This window comes from Burkholderia humptydooensis (assembly GCF_001513745.1).
In the GTDB taxonomy this organism is placed as follows: Bacteria; Pseudomonadota; Gammaproteobacteria; order Burkholderiales; family Burkholderiaceae; genus Burkholderia; species Burkholderia humptydooensis.
In genome coordinates, this window is the sequence record NZ_CP013381.1 from 159,944 (window position 1) to 177,835 (window position 17,892).

The window sequence follows — 17,892 nt, forward strand, 5'->3', positions numbered from 1 at the left end:
TCGAAGGACCTCTATGGCGGCATCCGAAGTAGCAATCGCGGCCTCCCACGTCGCGACCGCCGCGGCGCAAGTACCGGCGGTGAACGGTTGGACACTCGTGCTCACGAGCGCGGTTGTGGCGTCACTCATCAACGGCGGGGTATTGTGGTGGCTCAAGCGTGGCGATCGGCGACGTGAAGATCAAGCGAACGCGAAGCGACGAGAGCTGGCGCATCGCGACGCGGCCTATGTGTTGGAGGCGTTCGCGAGAGAGGCGAACGATTACAGCGCCGCCATCGACGACGCGTTGCCCGAATACTGTCGTCACGACATGACGGCCTTCGACAGGTTGGATCACGTCCACCTGCGTTTCGACCTCCCGCCAGCGACCGTGGTATCTGAATTGAGCGCCGCCCGTGTCGACGAGCTGCGCGAACTTCGGGAAGGGGTGGGCCAAAGTGCTGCGTGGGTTGCTGGCCAGCACCATTGGACCGGCAAGGACGACGAGTACGAGTTCGAAACGCAACGTGCGATCCACTTTGGTTCGGTCGCCTGTCGCCTCGCAGACGCCATGCGCGCCGAGGTGGGCGTCTCACCGTACTCGATGACGGCGCAATATCTCGCCGACTTCGACGCTCAGTTCGAGCGGTTGGCGGAACGGTACGCAAAACGGCAGGGATGTCTCGAACTGATTCCCGAACTCCAGCCGCGCATGAAGGACCGGTTCCCCGGTCTACTGGTCGTCGAGTCGGAGGGCTTGTGAGCGGATCTGGCCACCGACGTGATCATCGTAGGGCCACGGATTCGTCGCGGCCGCTGCTGCGCCTGACGACTTCCCACTTCGCGTTATACCGCGCGTATCTGGAAGGGCTTGACGAGCCGACGATGCACGCGCACTACGGCGTGCCGGGCACCGACGTGCGCGTCACGCGTCGCACGCTGGCGATGCTCCGCGACACGCTGACGATCGCCGCGCGTCGCGCGCGCGACATCGACGCCGCGCACTTGCTGCGCCTTAAGCCGGGCAGCCTGCCGCGCGACGCGCATGCGGGGGGCGCCGAGGGCGGGGCGGTCGAAGTGCCGACGCTCGAGGCGTTCCGCGAGTCGGTCGACCCTGATGCGTTCTACAGCGAACGCGAGCTCGTCGCGCTGTACGTCGACACCTATCCGCCGGCGTCGTCGCCCGAGCTCGATCGCAAGGTCGCGCGCAATCGGCGTCTGCGCGACCGGCAGGACGCGGCGCTCGCGCGGATGGAGGCCAGTCTCGTCGAGGCACCGCAGCCCACGCACACGCTCGACGGCTGGTTCGACGCGAAGCTCGTCGCGCGGCTGGCGGCCGTCGGCATCACCACCTTCGCCGAGCTGCTCGCGCTGATCCACGCACGGCGCCGGCGCTGGTATCGCGCGGTGCCGCGCCTCGGCGCGATCGGCGCGCAGCGCGTCACCGACTTTGTGGCGCAGCATCCGGACACGCTCGGCTACCTGTCGCCGCTCGCGGTCACGCCGCGCCGGCAGCTGGCACCCAGCCACCCGGCGCTGCAGCCGGTGGCGGGCGCCGGCGCCGACGTGGTGCCGCTCGAGGCGCTGCGCGTGCCGGCCGCGCTCGACGGCTCGGCCGGCCTGAACCGCGCGCCGGTGCCCGCGCATCAGGCCGAGCTGAATACCGACCTGCAGGCCGTTCACGCGTGGATCTCGATCCGCGGCGCGCGCAGCGAGGCGACCCGCCGCGCGTACCGGCGCGAAGCGGAACGGCTGCTGCTGTGGGCGATCGTGGTGAAGGGCAAGCCGCTGTCGTCGCTGAACACACCGGACTGCGCCGAGTACCTCGACGCCTTCCTGCGCAACCCGCAGCCCGCGGCGCGCTGGATCGGGCGCGGCCGGGTCGAGCGGTTCGACCCAGCGTGGCGGCCGTTCGTCGGGCCGCTATCGGAGCGCAGCCGCGACACCGCGCGGCGCATCCTCAACGCGATGGGCGCATGGCTGGTCGGCCAGCAGTACCTGCGCGTGAATCCGTTTGCCGGCCTGCCGGCCGCGCCGGCCGTCGCGCTCGACACGACCGGGCGCACGCTCACGCGCGCGCAGTGGCAGTACGTGCTGCAGACCGTGTTCCGGCCCGTGTCGGCTTTCGACGCCGCCGGCGAGCAAGCGGCGACCGCGCGCGATGCGTTCGGGCTGCTGTTCGCGTACGCGACCGGGCTGCGGCGCGCCGAGCTCGCCGCGGCGACCACCGGCGCGCTCACGCGTACCGCGCTCGACGGTGCACTCGACGATGCATGGAGCCTGCGCGTGCTGGGCAAGGGCCGGCGCGCGCGCACCGTGCCGATGCCGCGGCGCCTGATCGACGCGCTGCGCGCGCAGCTGCGCACGCGCCCGGTGCCGCTCACGCTCGAGACCGCGCCGGCCGACACGCCGCTGATCGCGCATCTTGTGACCGGCGAGGCCCTGCACCCGGACGTGGTCGGGCGGCTGTTCAAGGGGATCTTCGCGCGGGCCGCCGACCAACTGGCGACCACCTACCCGAACGCGGCCGCCGACCTGCGCCGCGCGAGCACGCACTGGCTGCGCCACACCTTCGCGAACCATGGGCTGGACGCCGGCGCCGACCTGCGCGACATGCAGGAGCTGCTCGGCCACGCGAGCCTGGCGACCACTACGCGCTACACCAAGGCGGATGCCGCACGCCAGTTTCAGTCGGTCGAGGCGTTTTTCAACGCGGCGCTCGACGGCGCGGAGCCGGCGGCGGCCGCGGGCGCACCCGCAACGTCGACGCCGGCGAGCGCCGCTGAGACCTTCCGCGCGGACGCTCGCCCCGCGGCGCAGTGGGTCGACGTGCACGTCACGCTGCGCGTTGAACCGAAGCGCGCGGGCGGCCGCGGCCGCGCCCGTGTCCTCGAGCGCGTCGAGCGCGAGGTGCTGGCCGGTGTCGTGCGCACGCCGACCCGCGACGGCGTCACCGTGCTGCAGGTGCCGTTCGAGAACGACGATGCGTTCGATCGGCGTGTCGATGACCTGCTGGTCGCGATCGCGCTGACCGCCGAGCAGCATCGCTGCACGTCGGAGAGCGAGGCGTGGGCCGAGGTGGCGGGCGAACGCTGGACGTGGTGAGATACGCAATCTCGGCTGCGCGACGTCCATTGAGCGCGCCAGCGAGTCAGCCCGACATTGCGGCGCGTGCGACGAGCACGATTTTGGACAAGTATAAAAGCGTCTCTCTAGCGGTATCGCAGGCTGATGACACCTGCGCCACGACCGGCCCAGACGCGGCCCGGCGGGCAACTACTGGAGCGCTATGCCAGATGACACAAACGGGTGGACGGTCGCCGTCCTGGTTCTGCTGTTGCTGCTTCTGCAACTACATGGCTGCGGCAACTGACCGAGCGCTGGGTTAACCTCCCGTGGCGAGCGCTGCGCCGGATCTGCTTGATTGAGCGGGTTACGCCGGAGTTCCTTCAACCTTCGCCCGCCCCACGCGGGGCGGTTTCTTGGCCTATCTGTTCGGGTGCGCTCACGGCTGCTGGGCGAATTGACGGGGTGCGATGTGTCCTTTTTCTCCCACCGCAACGCCGATCGACCACAGCACATCGACCACGATCTTGTCGAATACCGCCACGGCGACGTCGAGCGCGTGCTGAGCCGAAGCTGCGTCGCAGGTCCGTCCGCTGTGAACGATGGCGTTTCGCAACTCCTGGACGCGGCAGCTCTCATCGATGAGCGCAACCGACTCGCCCTCTCGACGCAGAGCGGTGATGTCCAACGCGGCCAGCTCTTGGAAGAGCCGCGACAGCAGCTTACGGTAGCGTTCGAAACCGGTCTGACCCAGTGCGTGCTTGACAATAACATCGGCGAGCGCGTCGTTATGGACGAGACCATAGACGATCGACTGCAACAGCGTCGCTTTCATGAACAATTCGATGGTCGTCGCGCAAAACACGACTGCGGCAGCGTGATGTCCGTTCCCCTTCAAGCGCTTTGCTTCCTGTAACGCATCGACCGCGGGTCGCATCACCATCGGGTGGGCGAGGTAGTAGGACTTCAGACGCTCTGCCGTGAACTCCCCGATCGCTTGGGCGCGATGCGCCGGATACAATTCCTCGCCGATGCGCTCGTACATTTCATCGATTGCGGCGTCGTTCTGGTCGTAACTCATGGATCGTCGTCGCCTAGTTCGAGCGACCGTAGTTCAGCCCGTACTCGTATTCGTCGCGCGGTAGTTGGCTGACAATCAGCGTTTTCTCCGCCGCCATCAATGGTATGCGGTCAATTAACGACGTCTATCAGAAAGGACTCGAGCGCAGAGTAGTCCAGACAAGGAATCTGTTTCCGAAATGCGCGATCGAAATTTGAAAGCGCCCTTGGCAGAAGGTGTGCAACATGACGACACTTGTTTTATCCGAGACTCGAAGCGACCATGCCAAGTATCAATGTGAACCTCCCACCGATCCGTCTATATGCTGAGGTGAAGGGGGGCGAGCTGAAACAGATTGCTCAGTCCGCCTCTAACGGAGCGGGTGAAATCGATGCCAGTCGACTCGTGTCGACTGCGGCCGGGATTCGACTCGACGAGGCGCAGGAACTCGCGCTGACGAACGGGCGCCTGTTTGAGGCTGGGCTTAGCATGGCGATGCTTGATCATCCGGGGGACGTTGGCCGAGTGTATCAGCGCTTCGGAAACACACTCTCGACAGTGCTCGAATCCGTACTCACACCGCAAGGTCAGCTTGCGGACACGCCGGTGATGTTTCAGGGGCAACGGCAGTCAATGAGTCAGGTGTTCCAGCGCACACTGACGAATCCGCTCGAGCCGACGTCGGATCAGATTGGCCGGCAACCGCCTGGTAAGGAATCGGAAGGGGTCCGCAACTGGATAATGACCGAGTTGCGCAGCCCGATCATCGGCGACGACGGCCGCTACATGCCAGGGCGCGACGCAAGGGATCTACTGTCGCGGATCAAGATGCTGAGTTCGTTCGGCACAACGGTATGGCAACTGATGCAGGTTAAAGATGCACCGGAAAATGTCGAGGCCATTCGCAAAATGCTGAAGCCGCTTGGCAATGGCGTGGCCGAACAGTTTGCTGACCGCTATGCGCAATTCACGCAGCGCACGCGTACGACGAACTTCGACGACGCGGTGAGCCGAATGCGCAGCGAACGTGTGCCGCTCATCGACGGTGAGCCAGTAAACGGCATCTATACATCTGCTGCGCAGCACGGACTCGGCTTTGGCAATGTGATGGTGACCTCGAGCGATCCTGTTGTCGAGGCCCGTTTGCGCGCAGCATTGCACGCAGACGCGAGCTACGGAAACATAAACGGGATCGCGCGGCAGGGTGCACCTATCGAGCCGGGCGCTAGCGGGCTGCCCGAGCGGCCGTTCATGATGTCTGCGAAGGAGATCGCGCCGGATCATCCGGTTATGGAGATTTACCAGAACCTATTCGCGACCGCGAGCGATGGCACCGAGCGAACGTTCCTTGAGGCACTCGACGCGCACGCGTTTCCGCACGGCGTCGGCGTGAACCGCTGGCAGCCGAACGGAACGTTCGCAGTCGAATCGAACCTGCGCGGGCTGCCTTCAGCCGGCGCGCAATCGGGCGGCACGTGCGACGTGCTACTTGCGCTCAACACGCTCTCCGACGAACCGCTCTATGGCCGCGCAGACGTCGTCGAGCCGGCAACGCTCGGCATTGCCGCATTCATGAACTATGGTGGGTACCACACGTTCGCAGAGACGGTGCCGGTCGGCATGTCGATGGCAAACGGAGACGACGAATTTAATCCGTCGTCGGGCGCAATGCCAGTGTCGATCGGTCAGCCGATCTTCGAACCGCTGACGACCGATATTCAGCACGAGGATCTGTACAACCGTGTAGCAAATATGGCGATCGGATACACGAACGCGCCGTTTGACGACGTGCAGGCAATTCGAAATGCGTACGGGCAAACTCATGAAATGCTGTGCAATGAGCATCCTGAACTAAGGCATATGGGTACTGTCAGTATTCAGACAACCCGTGTTGGGCTCGATGACCAGCGTTGATGCGACGCAATCAGCGTTGCCACGGATGGCAATAGGGTTACTAATCAACGGTTCTCGACCGGTTTATTCCAAGGCAAAAGTGTCGCGTAATCGTCGGCGGTTTGCGCAAGTGGGAGATGCTGGAACAGCCAGGCGAGGTAACGGTACGGGTCGATGCCGTTGGCCTTACAGGTTCATGCTGAACGATCGTATGCGATCCATCAGCGACGCCTCTCATCAGGTAGAAGAGAGTCGTCATCCGGTATGCGTCGTTAGTCGCGCTTGCGAATCGAGTAGGAGTACGGGTGAACGAGCACGAGATTGGCGGCCAAGGGCAGAAGTGCGACTGATGTGGCGCGAGTTCGCGCAGCGATTTCTTCTTCCGACAGCGGCTTCGAAACCCGTTTCCCACCCCATACTTGCGCACACAGCGGGCGGGGGGCGTCGGGATGTGGTGCATCCCAAGCAATCTCCAGGGAGTCGCCTGATGGGAACTCCAGAACGAGGGAGTCAGCGGTAAGGGGTACCAACTGACCTGACGCGTCGTGGATGTACGCTTTGATCTGCTTTGAATCGGCCATGTTTTGTAAGCGACTCGTCCTGACCGTTTACTGATGCTGATTTTTCGGGTATCCGTTTTTCGTGGTTGAACAGTGAGAAACGTGGATGCCCTTGAAATCGCATTTTGCGGTTGGTAGTCTCGACCAGCAAACGATGCAAAAACCGCATTGTTTGGTTGATCGCCCGAGTTCTCCGGCCATGCGGCCTGTTATCAGATCCGCCGCGGCTGCGGCGACTGCGCTGCGCGCTGCTTGACATCGATGTTGGCGGCAATCGGCAATGCGATGAACTCAACCTCTTGCATCTCTCCCCACTCCTTCATGAACGGAAGATAGAAGCAGATGATCCAGCTGTCATCTGCCCGGCGGCCGGCATACGGGTGAAGGATCTCGCCGTCCGCGCGCACACGATCGAAGCGGAATAGCCCCTTTCTAGGGTAGGGCTCGCCTTCGAGCCGTGCTTCCATCATGCGCATCAACGCTTCATGGGGGAAGTTAGGATGCCCGGACGAGCGCGCCTCTGCGATCGAAGCACGGATATGGTCTTCTTCGATCAGGTGCGCGTCGTCCAGTTCGGCCTCGTTGAGCACCACTTCCTCGACCATGTAGGGCGGCCCTTCGTACCAGACCGGGTCATCTTCGACGAGCCGGATGGCGGTGACAGTGCGGGTGCCGACGTCAGTGCAGCGCCACCAGAACGGGCCGCAGATGAATTCGAGGCCGATTTTGAAGTCAGAGAGTTTCATGCCGGTCACCGTTCCGGATTGTGTTCACAGTAGAAAGCGCGTCCGTACAGGTGGGATCAAGGCCCGCACCATTACTAGTCGGCCTCAGGGTCCGATACGACCAGCTGGTGTGCGGCCGGCACCGAATCAGGTTGCGGAGCGAAACGAGCCCGAAGGTAGAAGAGCATCGACCTTCTCAACCTAAGCTTCACCTCTTGTGAGCGCGGCATGTTGTACTCGGTCGCAATAGCCGCGCGCTGGTCCGCCGACAGTTCAGGATTAGGTTTGACGACTACGCTTACATAAGTGCGCCAATCGATATCCTGAGCGTAATCGATGTCGCTTGCGCGGGCGTGACGCGTCGAGACAATCCGTCCCAGCACGAAATCGCGGAAGGCATTGCGCTTATGACAGTAGGCTCTGACATGCCATCGCTCGCCGTCTGACGCAAAAGCGTGAGGCGAAATCCATCGCCACGATGGCTTTGGTGCCGTCATCGACTGATATTGGATCTCAATAGCGTTGTGCATGCGTATCGCGCCGACCATCGATTGCAGGACCTCAGATGAAGCCGTGCGCACGGGAAGCGGCCATGTTTCCGCTACGACTCGTGCCGACTGCACAGCCACAAACTCGTCGACAGACGCGGGTTCGATTAATTCTGGTGCGAATCCCGGAGCGGGCAGGTATCGCTTGCGGGATTTATCGTAGTCCATATTGCCCGGAGCAAGTTCCATATACAACCGGAAATCGGCTGCCGCCTGCGCGGGGTTGATCCCGAACGTGTCCACAAGATCCGCGCGCTGTAGCTCGCCTTTCCAGAATAGGCAACGCTCGAGGTGAGCAAGGCGCTGCCGCACGGTGAGAGGAATATCCGACGCGGGCGTCTTGTGAGTAGAGCTGGGCATGTGGGAGCAATTCGCAATCGCTAGATTGACAAGCCTAACACCGATACGTTAGGCTGCACAATACATCGTCTAACACAATGTATTCCGCCCAAACCGTGCCTAACCCCGGATCAGACGCGCTACCCCCTGATGTCCGCCTCATAGCGGCGGTCTCCCGGCTCGTTGACCTACATCAAAGCCGGACGGAAACAAGCGTATACGTCCCCGAGACGCCCGAGCGAGCGGGCTACCTGCTGACCGTCGCGCTGCTGTTGCTGGATACATTGCGCGAGATCGAAATGGAGCGTGGCCCGAGTTACGTGGCGATAGCGGACGTGTTTGAGCCGCTGAGGCGTCGCGTTTCATTCGTCACGGCGGATGACGTTGATTTCGTGATCGAATCGTTAGCGCACGAGCGAGAAATCCGGTTCGGCGTCGAGGATGGTCGTGGTGGCATTGCTCTTGGGTTGACAAAGGATACAACTCCACTGGTCGAGAAAGCGCGCGGTTTTGGGCAGGTGCAGTTGTCGGAGAACGGGCGGCTGCTTCTCCGCGTTTCCGCGATGAAGGAAAGCTGGCTATACAGCGACATCGACGCAGATAAACTGGTCAAAGCGATCGAGCGTGGACAGTTCGGTGACGTCCCCCGATTCTGCAAAATGATGGTGCTCGATATCGCATCCAAACACAAGCAGCTTACCTCGGCGATGGAACGGCCGACGCTGGCTGACATCCGCGACATGTTGGTGGAAAATGGATCGGGCATTGCAGATTCGTTACGAGATGCGACCGACGTAGTAAAACGTGCCTGCACTTTAATCTTTGATCAACGCACGCGAGATGACTTCGACCATTGGGCGTCTCGCCACGGAGTCGTCTACTCAATCGGAAACCTTCAGACCGAGGTGGAACTCGTGATGCAGAACGTAGAAGCGCTCTCACGCCGCTTCGTTGCGTTTCTCGAAACGGCTCAACGCGCGAGGACGGCGGGAGGTGGCGGTGTCCCGTTTCTAGCGGTCATCGATGGCCTTACGTCCAGAGACAGCCGCCCAGACGCTGCGCGCCTCGCTGCACTGCTCGCCGGAATCATGCCTTGGGGCGTGCGGCCAGGCTATTTTGCCCCCTCACAAATGGTGGGCTCTGTCGATTTCGCGGCCCTTGCTGGTGATGACGACACGCCGCCTGTTTCTAGCTTCACCCTCGATCCGGAAAGTCGTTCAAGCCACGGGCGGTTGCTCGATTTCATTCTAAGGAACAGAGCGCTGGTCATTGACAGACTGAAGGATGGGCCAGCATCCCTATCAGAGCTTTTGACGACGATCGGATTCGTCATGGAGGCTGACGAAACGCCAGCCGATTTTCTAGGCGTGTACTCCGCACCCGAGCATCTTGATGGCGAGGGATTCAACATCGCAGTGGGCATAACCGGCGAACGATTCGACATTCGTATAGGGAAAGATCGTTTCACCGGCTCCGATCCACTAATTGCTTTGATGGAGCGTACCCCATGAATCATGGAGAGATGGGTCTTGTATTCGCCTACCTTCTTCGGTGGCGGGAGATCGCAGGCAACCCGCCTGACCGAGGCCTTCGGGATGGCGAAAAGGATGCAGCTCGGGTCCTCGCCAACTGCAACTCGGCCGAACTGGATGACTTCGAAGAATTCCTCAACGCGCAAGGGTTCTCTCTCATTGATAGAGATGCCATCGAATTCGGCATTCCCCCAAAGGCTGGGGTGCCGAACACGATCTGGGTCTTGACGCGCAAGCGCGGCGAGGTCATTGCAGGTTATGTGGATGATCGCTGGTATGTCGACGCGATGCGCGATGGGCGCGGTGGAGACAAGGAAGCCAAGAGGCACGAAACGATATTCTGGACAGCCCGGCTGTGGCTAACGTTGCAATACTTTTTCTACGAAAAGATCGATCGCGCGACATCCGACGTCCAGGCTTACCGGGACGCGTTTGTCTCGAGGAGGCTATTCATCGAAGAACTTGCCGCCGGAATCGAGAAGATGGGCAACGCTGGTCGCCCGGATGGCGATGCCGGCATCATCTGGGATCACTTTTGGAAAGACAAAGGGAAAATCTCGACGTGGGCTTCGCGCTTCCTGAAAGTCATGGAAGATGCCGGAATGATCGAACCGACCGGCAACAAGGACGAATGGCGTCAAACAATCCTGGCCGCCATAGAAATGGCTGATACCGCCTCGCACGAACTCTCTTACCTGATGCCTCCCAAATCAGCAGAAACGACGAGCGAGACGGTGGCGCTGCTGCGTGGTGAACGGGTGCTTTCAGATCGCGACACCGACCAATAGGAACGGAAGCCAGGATGCCGCTCATCAATCGAATCGAAGTATCGAACTTCATGAACAGTCGCCGGGAGGAACCTTGGAGACCGGACTGGACCCTCCAAGTATTCGACTTGGGAGGCTGGAACACGGCGATCAATATGCCGAACGGCAGGGGCAAGAGCACCATCGTTCATGCCGTCCTGGCGATGCTGGGATCCGACAAGAGCTTGGGGGATATCAGAAAGAAACATTTCGCCCCTATGTCCACCGGACATTATTCGCACGTGCGCATAGAAACCTACATTCGGGTGGACGATGAGTCGCCAGTAGACCTCGTCGTGCAGGGGGGAGGTGATGCCGGCGGCTACCCGATGGTATTTGGTGTCTATGGGAACTCAGGAGAAAGCGGCACGTGGCGCGTTTATGCATACCAGGGCACGCTGGAGGACTGTCCCATCGGACGACGCTCCGGAAACCGCATCACGCTCATCGGGAATTCCCCCTTTCTTGAAACCCTGTCGGCAATGCCGGGTTGCTTTCCGGCTACGCAGCGTGAGGCGACTCGATCCAACTGGCGGGAGTACGTTGGAGGCCTGTTCGATATGGCAGGCATCGAGCAGCAACTGGTGTATCAAAAGGCGAAGGGCGCAGAAGGGAGCAGCGGCTACTTCGACGTGAATCCAGGCCGGCGAGACTTCTCTGAAGCTGTCTTCTACGAGCGACTGGCCCCGGAACTGCTTGTCGACATGATGAGCAGCTTCGACGAATATTCCGACGAGCGCGGGATCGAAGACACCATCCACCAGAAGGTTCAGGGAATCATCAAGGCCAAGGTACGAACGGCAAGGACTGCGGAGGATCTGGAAAAGACGCGCCGTCTACTGGAGGAGCTCAAGCGGATCCAGGGCCGGGCCGAAGCGGTCAATGCAGCCAAGGCATCTGCAAACCGGACGCTCGCAGAATTCTCGTTGCAGTACGCCGCGCTGAAGACGGTTGTCGTCGATGATCCAGTGCCGGGCATCCCCCTAGCTCCGCCCGAGGATGCTCCTTCCCTGGCCCGTGCGATGGTCATGCAGCGCGGGGAATGGTATCTGCCGGATCGGGCCTTCGAGTCGTTTACTGGTGAGAAGCCCAGTGCAATCAATCAGCGCGCAGATCGCCAAAAAATCGGTGTTGAAGCGGCCGACAAATCGCAAGTCATTGATTTTTATTGTGATAGTTCTGTTTTGGGCAGGTCGTCGGGCCCAGCCGCCAAGCTATATGGGCTCGACGCCGCTGCGGCCTTGTTAGCAGCGTCGACCAACTTCATCGGACAATACACTCGGGAAAGCGCTATTCGGGCCGTCGAAGAAGCCTTCACGTGGGTCAAGCAGCACGGCGATACGAACCCTGCCAGAACTGAGCGGCGTAAGCTCGAACAACAGCAGGCGGAGGCGCGTGCAGCGCGCGCGAATCTCGCGCAGAAACGGGATGCACTTTCGGCCGAAAGCGCGCAGCTCCGGGGCGAACAGCAGCGAATCGGGGAGCAGCAAGGCGAATATAGACGCATGGTCGAGAGCGGCCTTTTCTCCGAGCTGGAATTGGCTTCCCCTGCTGAGACGGGACGCCGCGTGCAGTCGGAATTTGCGGCTGCGGAAGGAGCGTTGACCACCCATCGCGATAAGGTCAGAGAGAGCAGGCAGGTATTCAACGATTGGCAGGAGTTTACGCGCGAGCACGGCACGGACGCTGATCCAGCCGAATTCGCTGCCATGCTGGAGCACCTTCGGGACGACGCGCAAAGCGCGTTGGCGGAGAACACCCAGGCGATCACGGACGTAAAGCGGCGCACGGACGAAGCGCGAAAGAATTCTAACGAAAAGGCCAAGGCCCGCGACGACCGATCGAAACAGGTTGACGAGCTCTTACGCCTTCGCCCCTTGGCGAAGGCATTTGTCGCCCGCTTCGGTGACGAAAACCCGGATGGTCTGCCTGGTCGGGTCACGACTGAGTTGCGCCAGGCGATCGAGCGCCAATCCGGGATCCGAAACCGTCGAGCGGAAATGTCTGAACCACTCGCAGCCTTGATGGCATTTCGGGCTCGCTACGGCGAGGACGTTGCCCCGGAAATCTGGCTGAAGGACAGAGGAGCCGAACGCGAGGCGCTTGTTGGCGAGACTCAGGAGTTGAGGGCCGACCTTGGCGACCTTGAAGCTCGCCGAAGGGATCTTGACAAGGCCGCCGTCGCACCGGGAAAGGTTGCCCGTGAAGTGCTTTCCCTGGCGGGCGAGGATGCCCTACCGCTTCATACGGTAATTGAGGGGCTGGGGCTGCCTCAGGAGAGGAAGTCGAGCGTGCTATCCCTCTTCTCTGCGCTGCTCTTTTCCCCGGTCTACGACAATGCCGAGAGGGCCGCAGCAGTTGCCCGCAATCTCGCGGCAAACGGAATCGAGTCACCGGTTTTTGTAGCGGCGGAACTGGCCGAGTTCTGTCGGACGGCCGATATCGCCTGGAATGGCTCGGTCGCCAAGACTTGGCTAGTGGGCGTTCGGACCCGTCCGGTGGACTGCCTTCTGGACCCCTCCCTCGTCCCGAGAGAAAAGCAACTTCTCGACGAACGAATCACCACGCAGAAGGACGCCATTGAGGCTATGCAAAGCCGGATCGCCGCGCTCGATCCGGAATCGGAGGAGGCGGTCGCCGTACGGAAGGCTGGGGAAGCCGTCAAAAAGGGATACCCGGACCTTGACGCCACCCTCGCGAAAGCCCTCGGGACCATAGAAACGGAACTGCCTCGTCTGGAGGACAGGGCATCTCCGGACGCGATCGCTGCCATTCGCGCGGTCGTCGAATATCGCCGGCTACTGGGCGGCAAATCCGAAGAGGTATTCGAAGAGGAACTGGCACGACTGGATGAGCTTGCTCGGCTCGCTGCGGAGCAACTGGACCGATGCGAAGAAGAACTTCGGCGCATCACAAGCGCGCGCGATACCCTTCAAGCGGCGCTCCGGGATGCCAGTGTCAATGCCACGAATATTCCCAAACTGAAAAGCATCGAGCGGTTTGTAAGCGGAGGTGGCCCGTCTTTCATGACTGCGGCACCGGAGGAAGAGCGCAAACTAGAAGTGGAAAAAGACAAGGCCGACATAAGGCGAACGTTCCGATTTGATCTCGCCGAATCGTTCGTCAGGTCCGGTGACAAGCGCCCGCGAGAAATTGAGGAGCGGCTTGCGGTGATCGAGCCTGAGCGTGACCGCATTACCAACGCGCAGATACCGGAGATCGAGAGGCAGCTTGACCGGTTTGGCGAGCAACTTCCGGCAATCTTCGAAGCGACAGCCCACATTGACAACTTCGTTCGCGAGCTGAGAAGAAAATATCGGGATATGGCGGGCACACAATGCGCACCTGTGAACCTGCCGCCTGACGATCTGTTAACTCACCCATTGTTATTGGCTGCTCAAGCTATCCGTCGTAGTGCGTCACCAATGGAGGTTGCGAGCGCGCTCCTAGATTTGCGGCAGCCGTTGGATGACATTGACGCAGCATCTCTCAAACACCGCGTCGACGCGGCGCAGCGCGCGTGCGAGACTGCCCAGGGACAGCTGTCTACTGAAATTGACCGGGTAAAGGGTGATCCATCCATTGGCATGAACGAGCAGTTCCGTATCGGTCTTGAGCGAGGCAAGGCAGATGTTGGCGAACTGTTCAGGATGATCTCGGCCGCCGACGACAGTTATGCGAAGAGCTTGGCTGCGAACGAAACGGCTCGCAAACACCTCGACGAGGAGTGGGCGAACATAGGGTCGTGGCTTGAGAATTTCACGCGCCGGCTGCCCGGAAACTTTGAAACGATGAGATCTGTGTTCAAGCCGTCCCGCGACGACGTTTCGGGAGAGATTATTTCAGCCGGCTTCGATATCACCGCGAGGATCGCCGACACTAATGACGTTCGGACTGTTCTTACAAGCATCGTTGAGAAGGTGGAGAAGGCTGAAAAGGGACGTGAGGCACTCGGGGATGATGAGACGCGCAGAGCGCATTACGAACGAGACATGCGCAAGGAAATTCGCGAGGAATTCTATCGGAACGTCATTCTTGAACCGAGAATCAAGGTATGCATTCCCTCCATCAGCCGGAAGCCGTTGAAGCTGGAAAAAAACATGGCCTCGTCGGGACAGGGTGTTGCCATGACACTGCTGTGGATCGTCAAGATGGCAGACTACGTTACTGAGCGCGAGCTACAGATGCAGAACGTGAGCAGCGCGCAGCGCAAGCGCGCGCGACGGCTCAGAACGTCGTTTGTGATTATTGACGGCGCATTCTCCCATTTGTCGGACAAGCGACTCATCACCGATGCGTTGGACGGCGTGAAGAGGACTCGCGGCAGATTCCAGCTGATTATCACGGGCCACGACGCCAACTACAAAAACGACTTCGCCTATTTCCCGTCGTATATCGTCGGTCGCGAGATCGGGGGCAATCTTATGTACGCCGAAAGTGAGACTCGCAGGCTGCTCGAGCCTGCGGAGGTGGGTACGCACGATGGCGTGATGGAACTGGCGTCATGGCACAAAATTCCGGAGTCCCTTGCGTGAACGGAGAGGAAAATATTGTTGGTGTCCTGCGCAAACTCATGGCCGGACGCGACAGTCTTCAGCCGCGAGGTCTCATCGAGCGTATTTCCGACGCATCTGGCATAAGCCCCATCGCGGTAAAACTCGCCCTCGGGAAGCTATCCAGGCAAGGTGCGATTCGGGGCGTGTCCTCTCACGGCGAAGCAATTGGTCGGGTGTCGCTGACCATGGCCAAGCCGAACCCAGAGTTACCCGAATCGCACATCCGCTGGGATCATGCTCTGCGAAGCAGCGGGCTGACTGATGGCGAAGTATCTGCACTTGTGCCGTGCCACGATCGTCTGGCAGGATTCTCGGATACCGATCTTGTCGCGTTGACGCAAGGCTTGCTCACACTGCGGGCGCAGCAGGTGGCTGAACGTGGAGTGCCAGCGTTTGTTCGTTCAGCGCGATATCTTCTCGGGTCGTCAAAGCTCCTCGGCAGCTTACCTGCGGCTGCGCTTCGAGCATTCGGGATCGAGATCGATTCGTTCCCCGATGCGCCCTCCTATCTCCTCGTTGCCGGGCCCGAAGTCCCGGAAGCCGTCTTGTTGATCGAGAATCCCCATTCCTTCGAGGAAGCATTAGCTTCCGGGTGCGCATCCAGCGTAGCGCTAGTTGCGACGTACGGTTATGGCCTGTCGCGATTTGGCGAAGCCTACGGCAATGCGCTGATCGAGACTGTCAGCGCGTCAGCCGGGCAGATCCCGCTCGTGCGTGCAGGAAACCCACCGGCTCCCGGCGTATTGCTGAATCACTCGCGCATTCGATTCTGGGGCGATCTCGACCGCGAGGGGCTGCGGATTTACGGCAGCCTGCGTGCGAGAATTCCAGCCTTGCGGGCCAGTGCCATTTATTGGTCGATGTGCGCCATTGCCAATGATGGCAGGTCGCACCCATATACCAAGGCAACCGCGAAGGAGCGTCAAGGGAACATCGACGGCGTGCCTTCCGACGCCGAGCGCCTTATCCCGTTTTGCCTGGAACGTGGCGTGGACCAAGAGGCGGTGTGTCGCGAAGATATCCTGCGGCTGTCCAGATTTTCGATTGATGAGGTCGAGCTGCCCTGATGTGCGATGAGTTCTTGCCGCCATCTGTAATATCTCGCTCCCGGCCACCTCGAAGAAGAAATGCCTGCGAACATCCTGAACCTGGCCGCGTACACTGTCATTGCGGTTGAGCACAACGAATACGACTATCACCTCTCTGTCGAGGTGAAGCAGCCGCCCACGCACTGCCCGCACTGCAATTCCGATCGCCTCGTCGGCTTCGGCCGCCGCGAGCAACTGGTCAAAGACCTGCCAATGCACGGCAAGCGCGTCGGGATGTACGTCAGCACGCGTCGCATGCAGTGCCGCGTGTGCAGCAAGACGTTCAGCGAGCCGCTGCCGGAAGTCGACGAGAAGCGCGTGATGACCAAGCGGCTTGTGGATTGGATCGGACGGCAGGCGATCAAGCGTACGTTCGCCAGCATCGCCGAGGAGGTCAGCATCGTCGAGAGCACCGTGCGGTCCGTCTTCCGCGACTACGTGAACGAACTGGAACAGCACATCCGCTTCGAGACGCCGAAGTGGATGGGGATCGACGAGATCCACCTGATCCGCCCGCGCGGAGTCATCACCAACATCGCCAACAACACGATTGTGGAGCTCCTGCCGAACCGAAACAAGACGACGGTGGAACGGTACTTCTACGGGCTGCAAGGGCGCGACAAGGTGCAGTACGTGGCGATGGACATGTGGCGGCCGTACCGCGACGCCGCACGCGCTGTGCTCCCTGATGCGACGATCATCGTGGACAAGTTCCACGTCGTGCGCATGGCGAACGACGCCGTCGAGTCCGCACGCAAGGCCACGCGGGAAAATCTGACCGCCAAGCAGCGGCGCGGCCTGATGCGCGACGGGTTTGTGCTGCTCAAGCGCGAGCACGATCTGACCGATCAGGAGCGGTTGCTGATGGAAGGGTGGACGCTGAACTATCCGCTGCTCGGCGACGCGTACAGGCTCAAGGAAGCCTTCTATGGGATCTATGACTGTCGGACACCCAACGAGGCGTACGACGCCTTCGGCGACTGGTATAAGTCCATCCCGCACGGTCTGCACGGGCACTTCGAGCCGCTGACCAAGGCGGTCCAGAACTGGATGCCCGAGGTCCTGGCGTACTTCGAGCATCCGGTGACGAACGCCTACACGGAGAGTCTGAACAACCTAATCCGGGTGATGAACCGTCTCGGCCGCGGCTACAGCTTCGAGGCGCTGCGGGCGAAGATCCTGTTCGCCGAGGGCGCGTTCAAGCGGACCAGCAGCCGCCCGAAGTTCGAGCGGCGCGTCAAGCCGCGCGAGGTGGACGACATGTTGAAGCATGGTCTGCCGGATGACGCGATGGGTATGGCGTTGACGGACCTGCTTGTGGTTGAAAAACCACCGAAGCTACCGCGCGAACGGACGCTATCAACACACGAGCCGAAAAACTACGGCGTCGACATATCAACACTGGCACGGTTGATCGAGGAAGGGCAAATTTAGCCCAAATCAACCGCAAAAAACGGATACCCGAAAAGTATAAAAGCGTCTCTCTAGCCTCGGCGTGATCTCCGCGTGCGTGCTCGGCGGCGTGTCGCTGACGGGCGGCGTCGCGACGATCTCCAGCGTGCTCGTCGGCGTGCTGATCATGGGGTCCGTGCAGGACGCGATGAGCCTGCTGAACGTGCCGACGTTCTACCAATATCTGATACGGGGCGGCATTCTGTTGCTCGCGGTGCTGTTCGACCAGTATCGTCGCACTCGGCGGCGTGCGATGCGGGTCTGACGGCGGGGCCGGATGCTGTCGGG

11 protein-coding genes and 2 pseudogenes are annotated in these 17,892 nt (G+C 61.0%); 9 read left to right on the top strand and 4 right to left on the bottom strand.

Annotated elements, in window-relative coordinates; all coding sequences use genetic code 11:
- Positions 1-13: 13 nt before the first annotated feature.
- Positions 14-742 (top strand): hypothetical protein, encoded by a 729-nt coding sequence (locus AQ610_RS19015; RefSeq protein ID WP_009916772.1) that lies wholly within the window; start codon positions 14-16, stop codon positions 740-742.
- Entirely contained in the window at positions 739-3,084 is a 2,346-nt protein-coding gene (locus AQ610_RS19020; protein ID WP_006029603.1) for a site-specific integrase, read from the top strand. Before AQ610_RS19015 ends, AQ610_RS19020 begins: the two co-directional genes overlap by 4 nt.
- A gap of 400 nt (positions 3,085-3,484) precedes the next feature.
- On the opposite strand, the gene AQ610_RS19025 is transcribed toward AQ610_RS19020, so the two are convergent.
- Positions 3,485-4,126, bottom strand: a complete 642-nt coding sequence (locus AQ610_RS19025) for a hypothetical protein (RefSeq protein ID WP_006029604.1) — start codon at positions 4,124-4,126, stop codon at positions 3,485-3,487.
- Between the two features lie 261 nt (positions 4,127-4,387).
- Here AQ610_RS19025 and AQ610_RS19030 point away from each other — a divergent pair, with 261 nt between their 5' ends.
- Positions 4,388-6,019, top strand: a complete 1,632-nt coding sequence (locus AQ610_RS19030; protein ID WP_043283356.1) for a hypothetical protein — start codon at positions 4,388-4,390, stop codon at positions 6,017-6,019.
- Positions 6,020-6,063: 44 nt separating this feature from the next.
- On the opposite strand, the pseudogene AQ610_RS34130 reads toward AQ610_RS19030, so the two are convergent.
- The 3 genes and pseudogenes from AQ610_RS34130 to AQ610_RS19040 all read right to left on the bottom strand — a co-directional run.
- Positions 6,064-6,192, bottom strand: a pseudogene (locus AQ610_RS34130) (transposase domain-containing protein); the annotation flags it as partial.
- Between the two features lie 578 nt (positions 6,193-6,770).
- Positions 6,771-7,304: a hypothetical protein gene (locus AQ610_RS19035; protein ID WP_009916776.1), complete on the bottom strand. Its 534-nt coding sequence runs from the start codon at positions 7,302-7,304 to the stop codon at positions 6,771-6,773.
- Positions 7,305-7,378: 74 nt separating this feature from the next.
- A complete protein-coding gene (locus AQ610_RS19040; protein WP_009916778.1) occupies positions 7,379-8,191 on the bottom strand; it encodes a helix-turn-helix transcriptional regulator in 813 nt (270 codons plus the stop codon).
- Positions 8,192-8,268: 77 nt separating this feature from the next.
- Here AQ610_RS19040 and AQ610_RS19045 point away from each other — a divergent pair, with 77 nt between their 5' ends.
- The 6 genes and pseudogenes from AQ610_RS19045 to araH all read left to right on the top strand — a co-directional run.
- Positions 8,269-9,681 carry a hypothetical protein gene (locus AQ610_RS19045; RefSeq protein ID WP_006029607.1) on the top strand — a complete coding sequence of 471 codons (1,413 nt, stop codon included), beginning with the start codon at positions 8,269-8,271 and terminating at the stop codon, positions 9,679-9,681.
- Entirely contained in the window at positions 9,678-10,490 is an 813-nt protein-coding gene (locus AQ610_RS19050; RefSeq protein WP_009916779.1) for a hypothetical protein, read from the top strand. Before AQ610_RS19045 ends, AQ610_RS19050 begins: the two co-directional genes overlap by 4 nt.
- A 14-nt stretch (positions 10,491-10,504) precedes the next feature.
- The gene (locus AQ610_RS19055; protein WP_009916781.1) at positions 10,505-15,043 is read left to right on the top strand and encodes a coiled-coil domain-containing protein; all 4,539 of its coding nucleotides are present in this window, start codon (positions 10,505-10,507) and stop codon (positions 15,041-15,043) included.
- Positions 15,013-16,131, top strand: coding sequence for a Wadjet anti-phage system protein JetD domain-containing protein (locus AQ610_RS36220; RefSeq protein WP_144411848.1), 1,119 nt, complete (start codon positions 15,013-15,015; stop codon positions 16,129-16,131). Before AQ610_RS19055 ends, AQ610_RS36220 begins: the two co-directional genes overlap by 31 nt.
- Positions 16,132-16,191: 60 nt before the next feature.
- The gene (locus AQ610_RS19065; protein ID WP_006029611.1) at positions 16,192-17,586 is read left to right on the top strand and encodes an ISL3 family transposase; all 1,395 of its coding nucleotides are present in this window, start codon (positions 16,192-16,194) and stop codon (positions 17,584-17,586) included.
- Positions 17,587-17,641: 55 nt separating this feature from the next.
- A pseudogene (gene araH / locus AQ610_RS19070) lies at positions 17,642-17,869 on the top strand (L-arabinose ABC transporter permease AraH); the annotation flags it as partial.
- Positions 17,870-17,892: the final 23 nt, after the last annotated feature.

Bases quoted from the DNA above. Each gene is read 5' to 3' on its own strand.
- AQ610_RS19015 (WP_009916772.1), top strand. From the start codon at position 14: ATGGCGGCATCCGAAGTAGCAATCGCGGCCTCCCACGTCGCGACCGCC.
- AQ610_RS19025 (WP_006029604.1), bottom strand. From the start codon at position 4,126: ATGAGTTACGACCAGAACGACGCCGCAATCGATGAAATGTACGAGCGC.
- AQ610_RS19030 (WP_043283356.1), top strand. From the start codon at position 4,388: ATGCCAAGTATCAATGTGAACCTCCCACCGATCCGTCTATATGCTGAG.
- AQ610_RS19035 (WP_009916776.1), bottom strand. From the start codon at position 7,304: ATGAAACTCTCTGACTTCAAAATCGGCCTCGAATTCATCTGCGGCCCG.
- AQ610_RS19040 (WP_009916778.1), bottom strand. From the start codon at position 8,191: ATGCCCAGCTCTACTCACAAGACGCCCGCGTCGGATATTCCTCTCACC.
- AQ610_RS19045 (WP_006029607.1), top strand. From the start codon at position 8,269: ATGTATTCCGCCCAAACCGTGCCTAACCCCGGATCAGACGCGCTACCC.
- AQ610_RS19050 (WP_009916779.1), top strand. From the start codon at position 9,678: ATGAATCATGGAGAGATGGGTCTTGTATTCGCCTACCTTCTTCGGTGG.
- AQ610_RS19055 (WP_009916781.1), top strand. From the start codon at position 10,505: ATGCCGCTCATCAATCGAATCGAAGTATCGAACTTCATGAACAGTCGC.
- AQ610_RS36220 (WP_144411848.1), top strand. From the start codon at position 15,013: ATGGCACAAAATTCCGGAGTCCCTTGCGTGAACGGAGAGGAAAATATT.
- AQ610_RS19065 (WP_006029611.1), top strand. From the start codon at position 16,192: ATGCCTGCGAACATCCTGAACCTGGCCGCGTACACTGTCATTGCGGTT.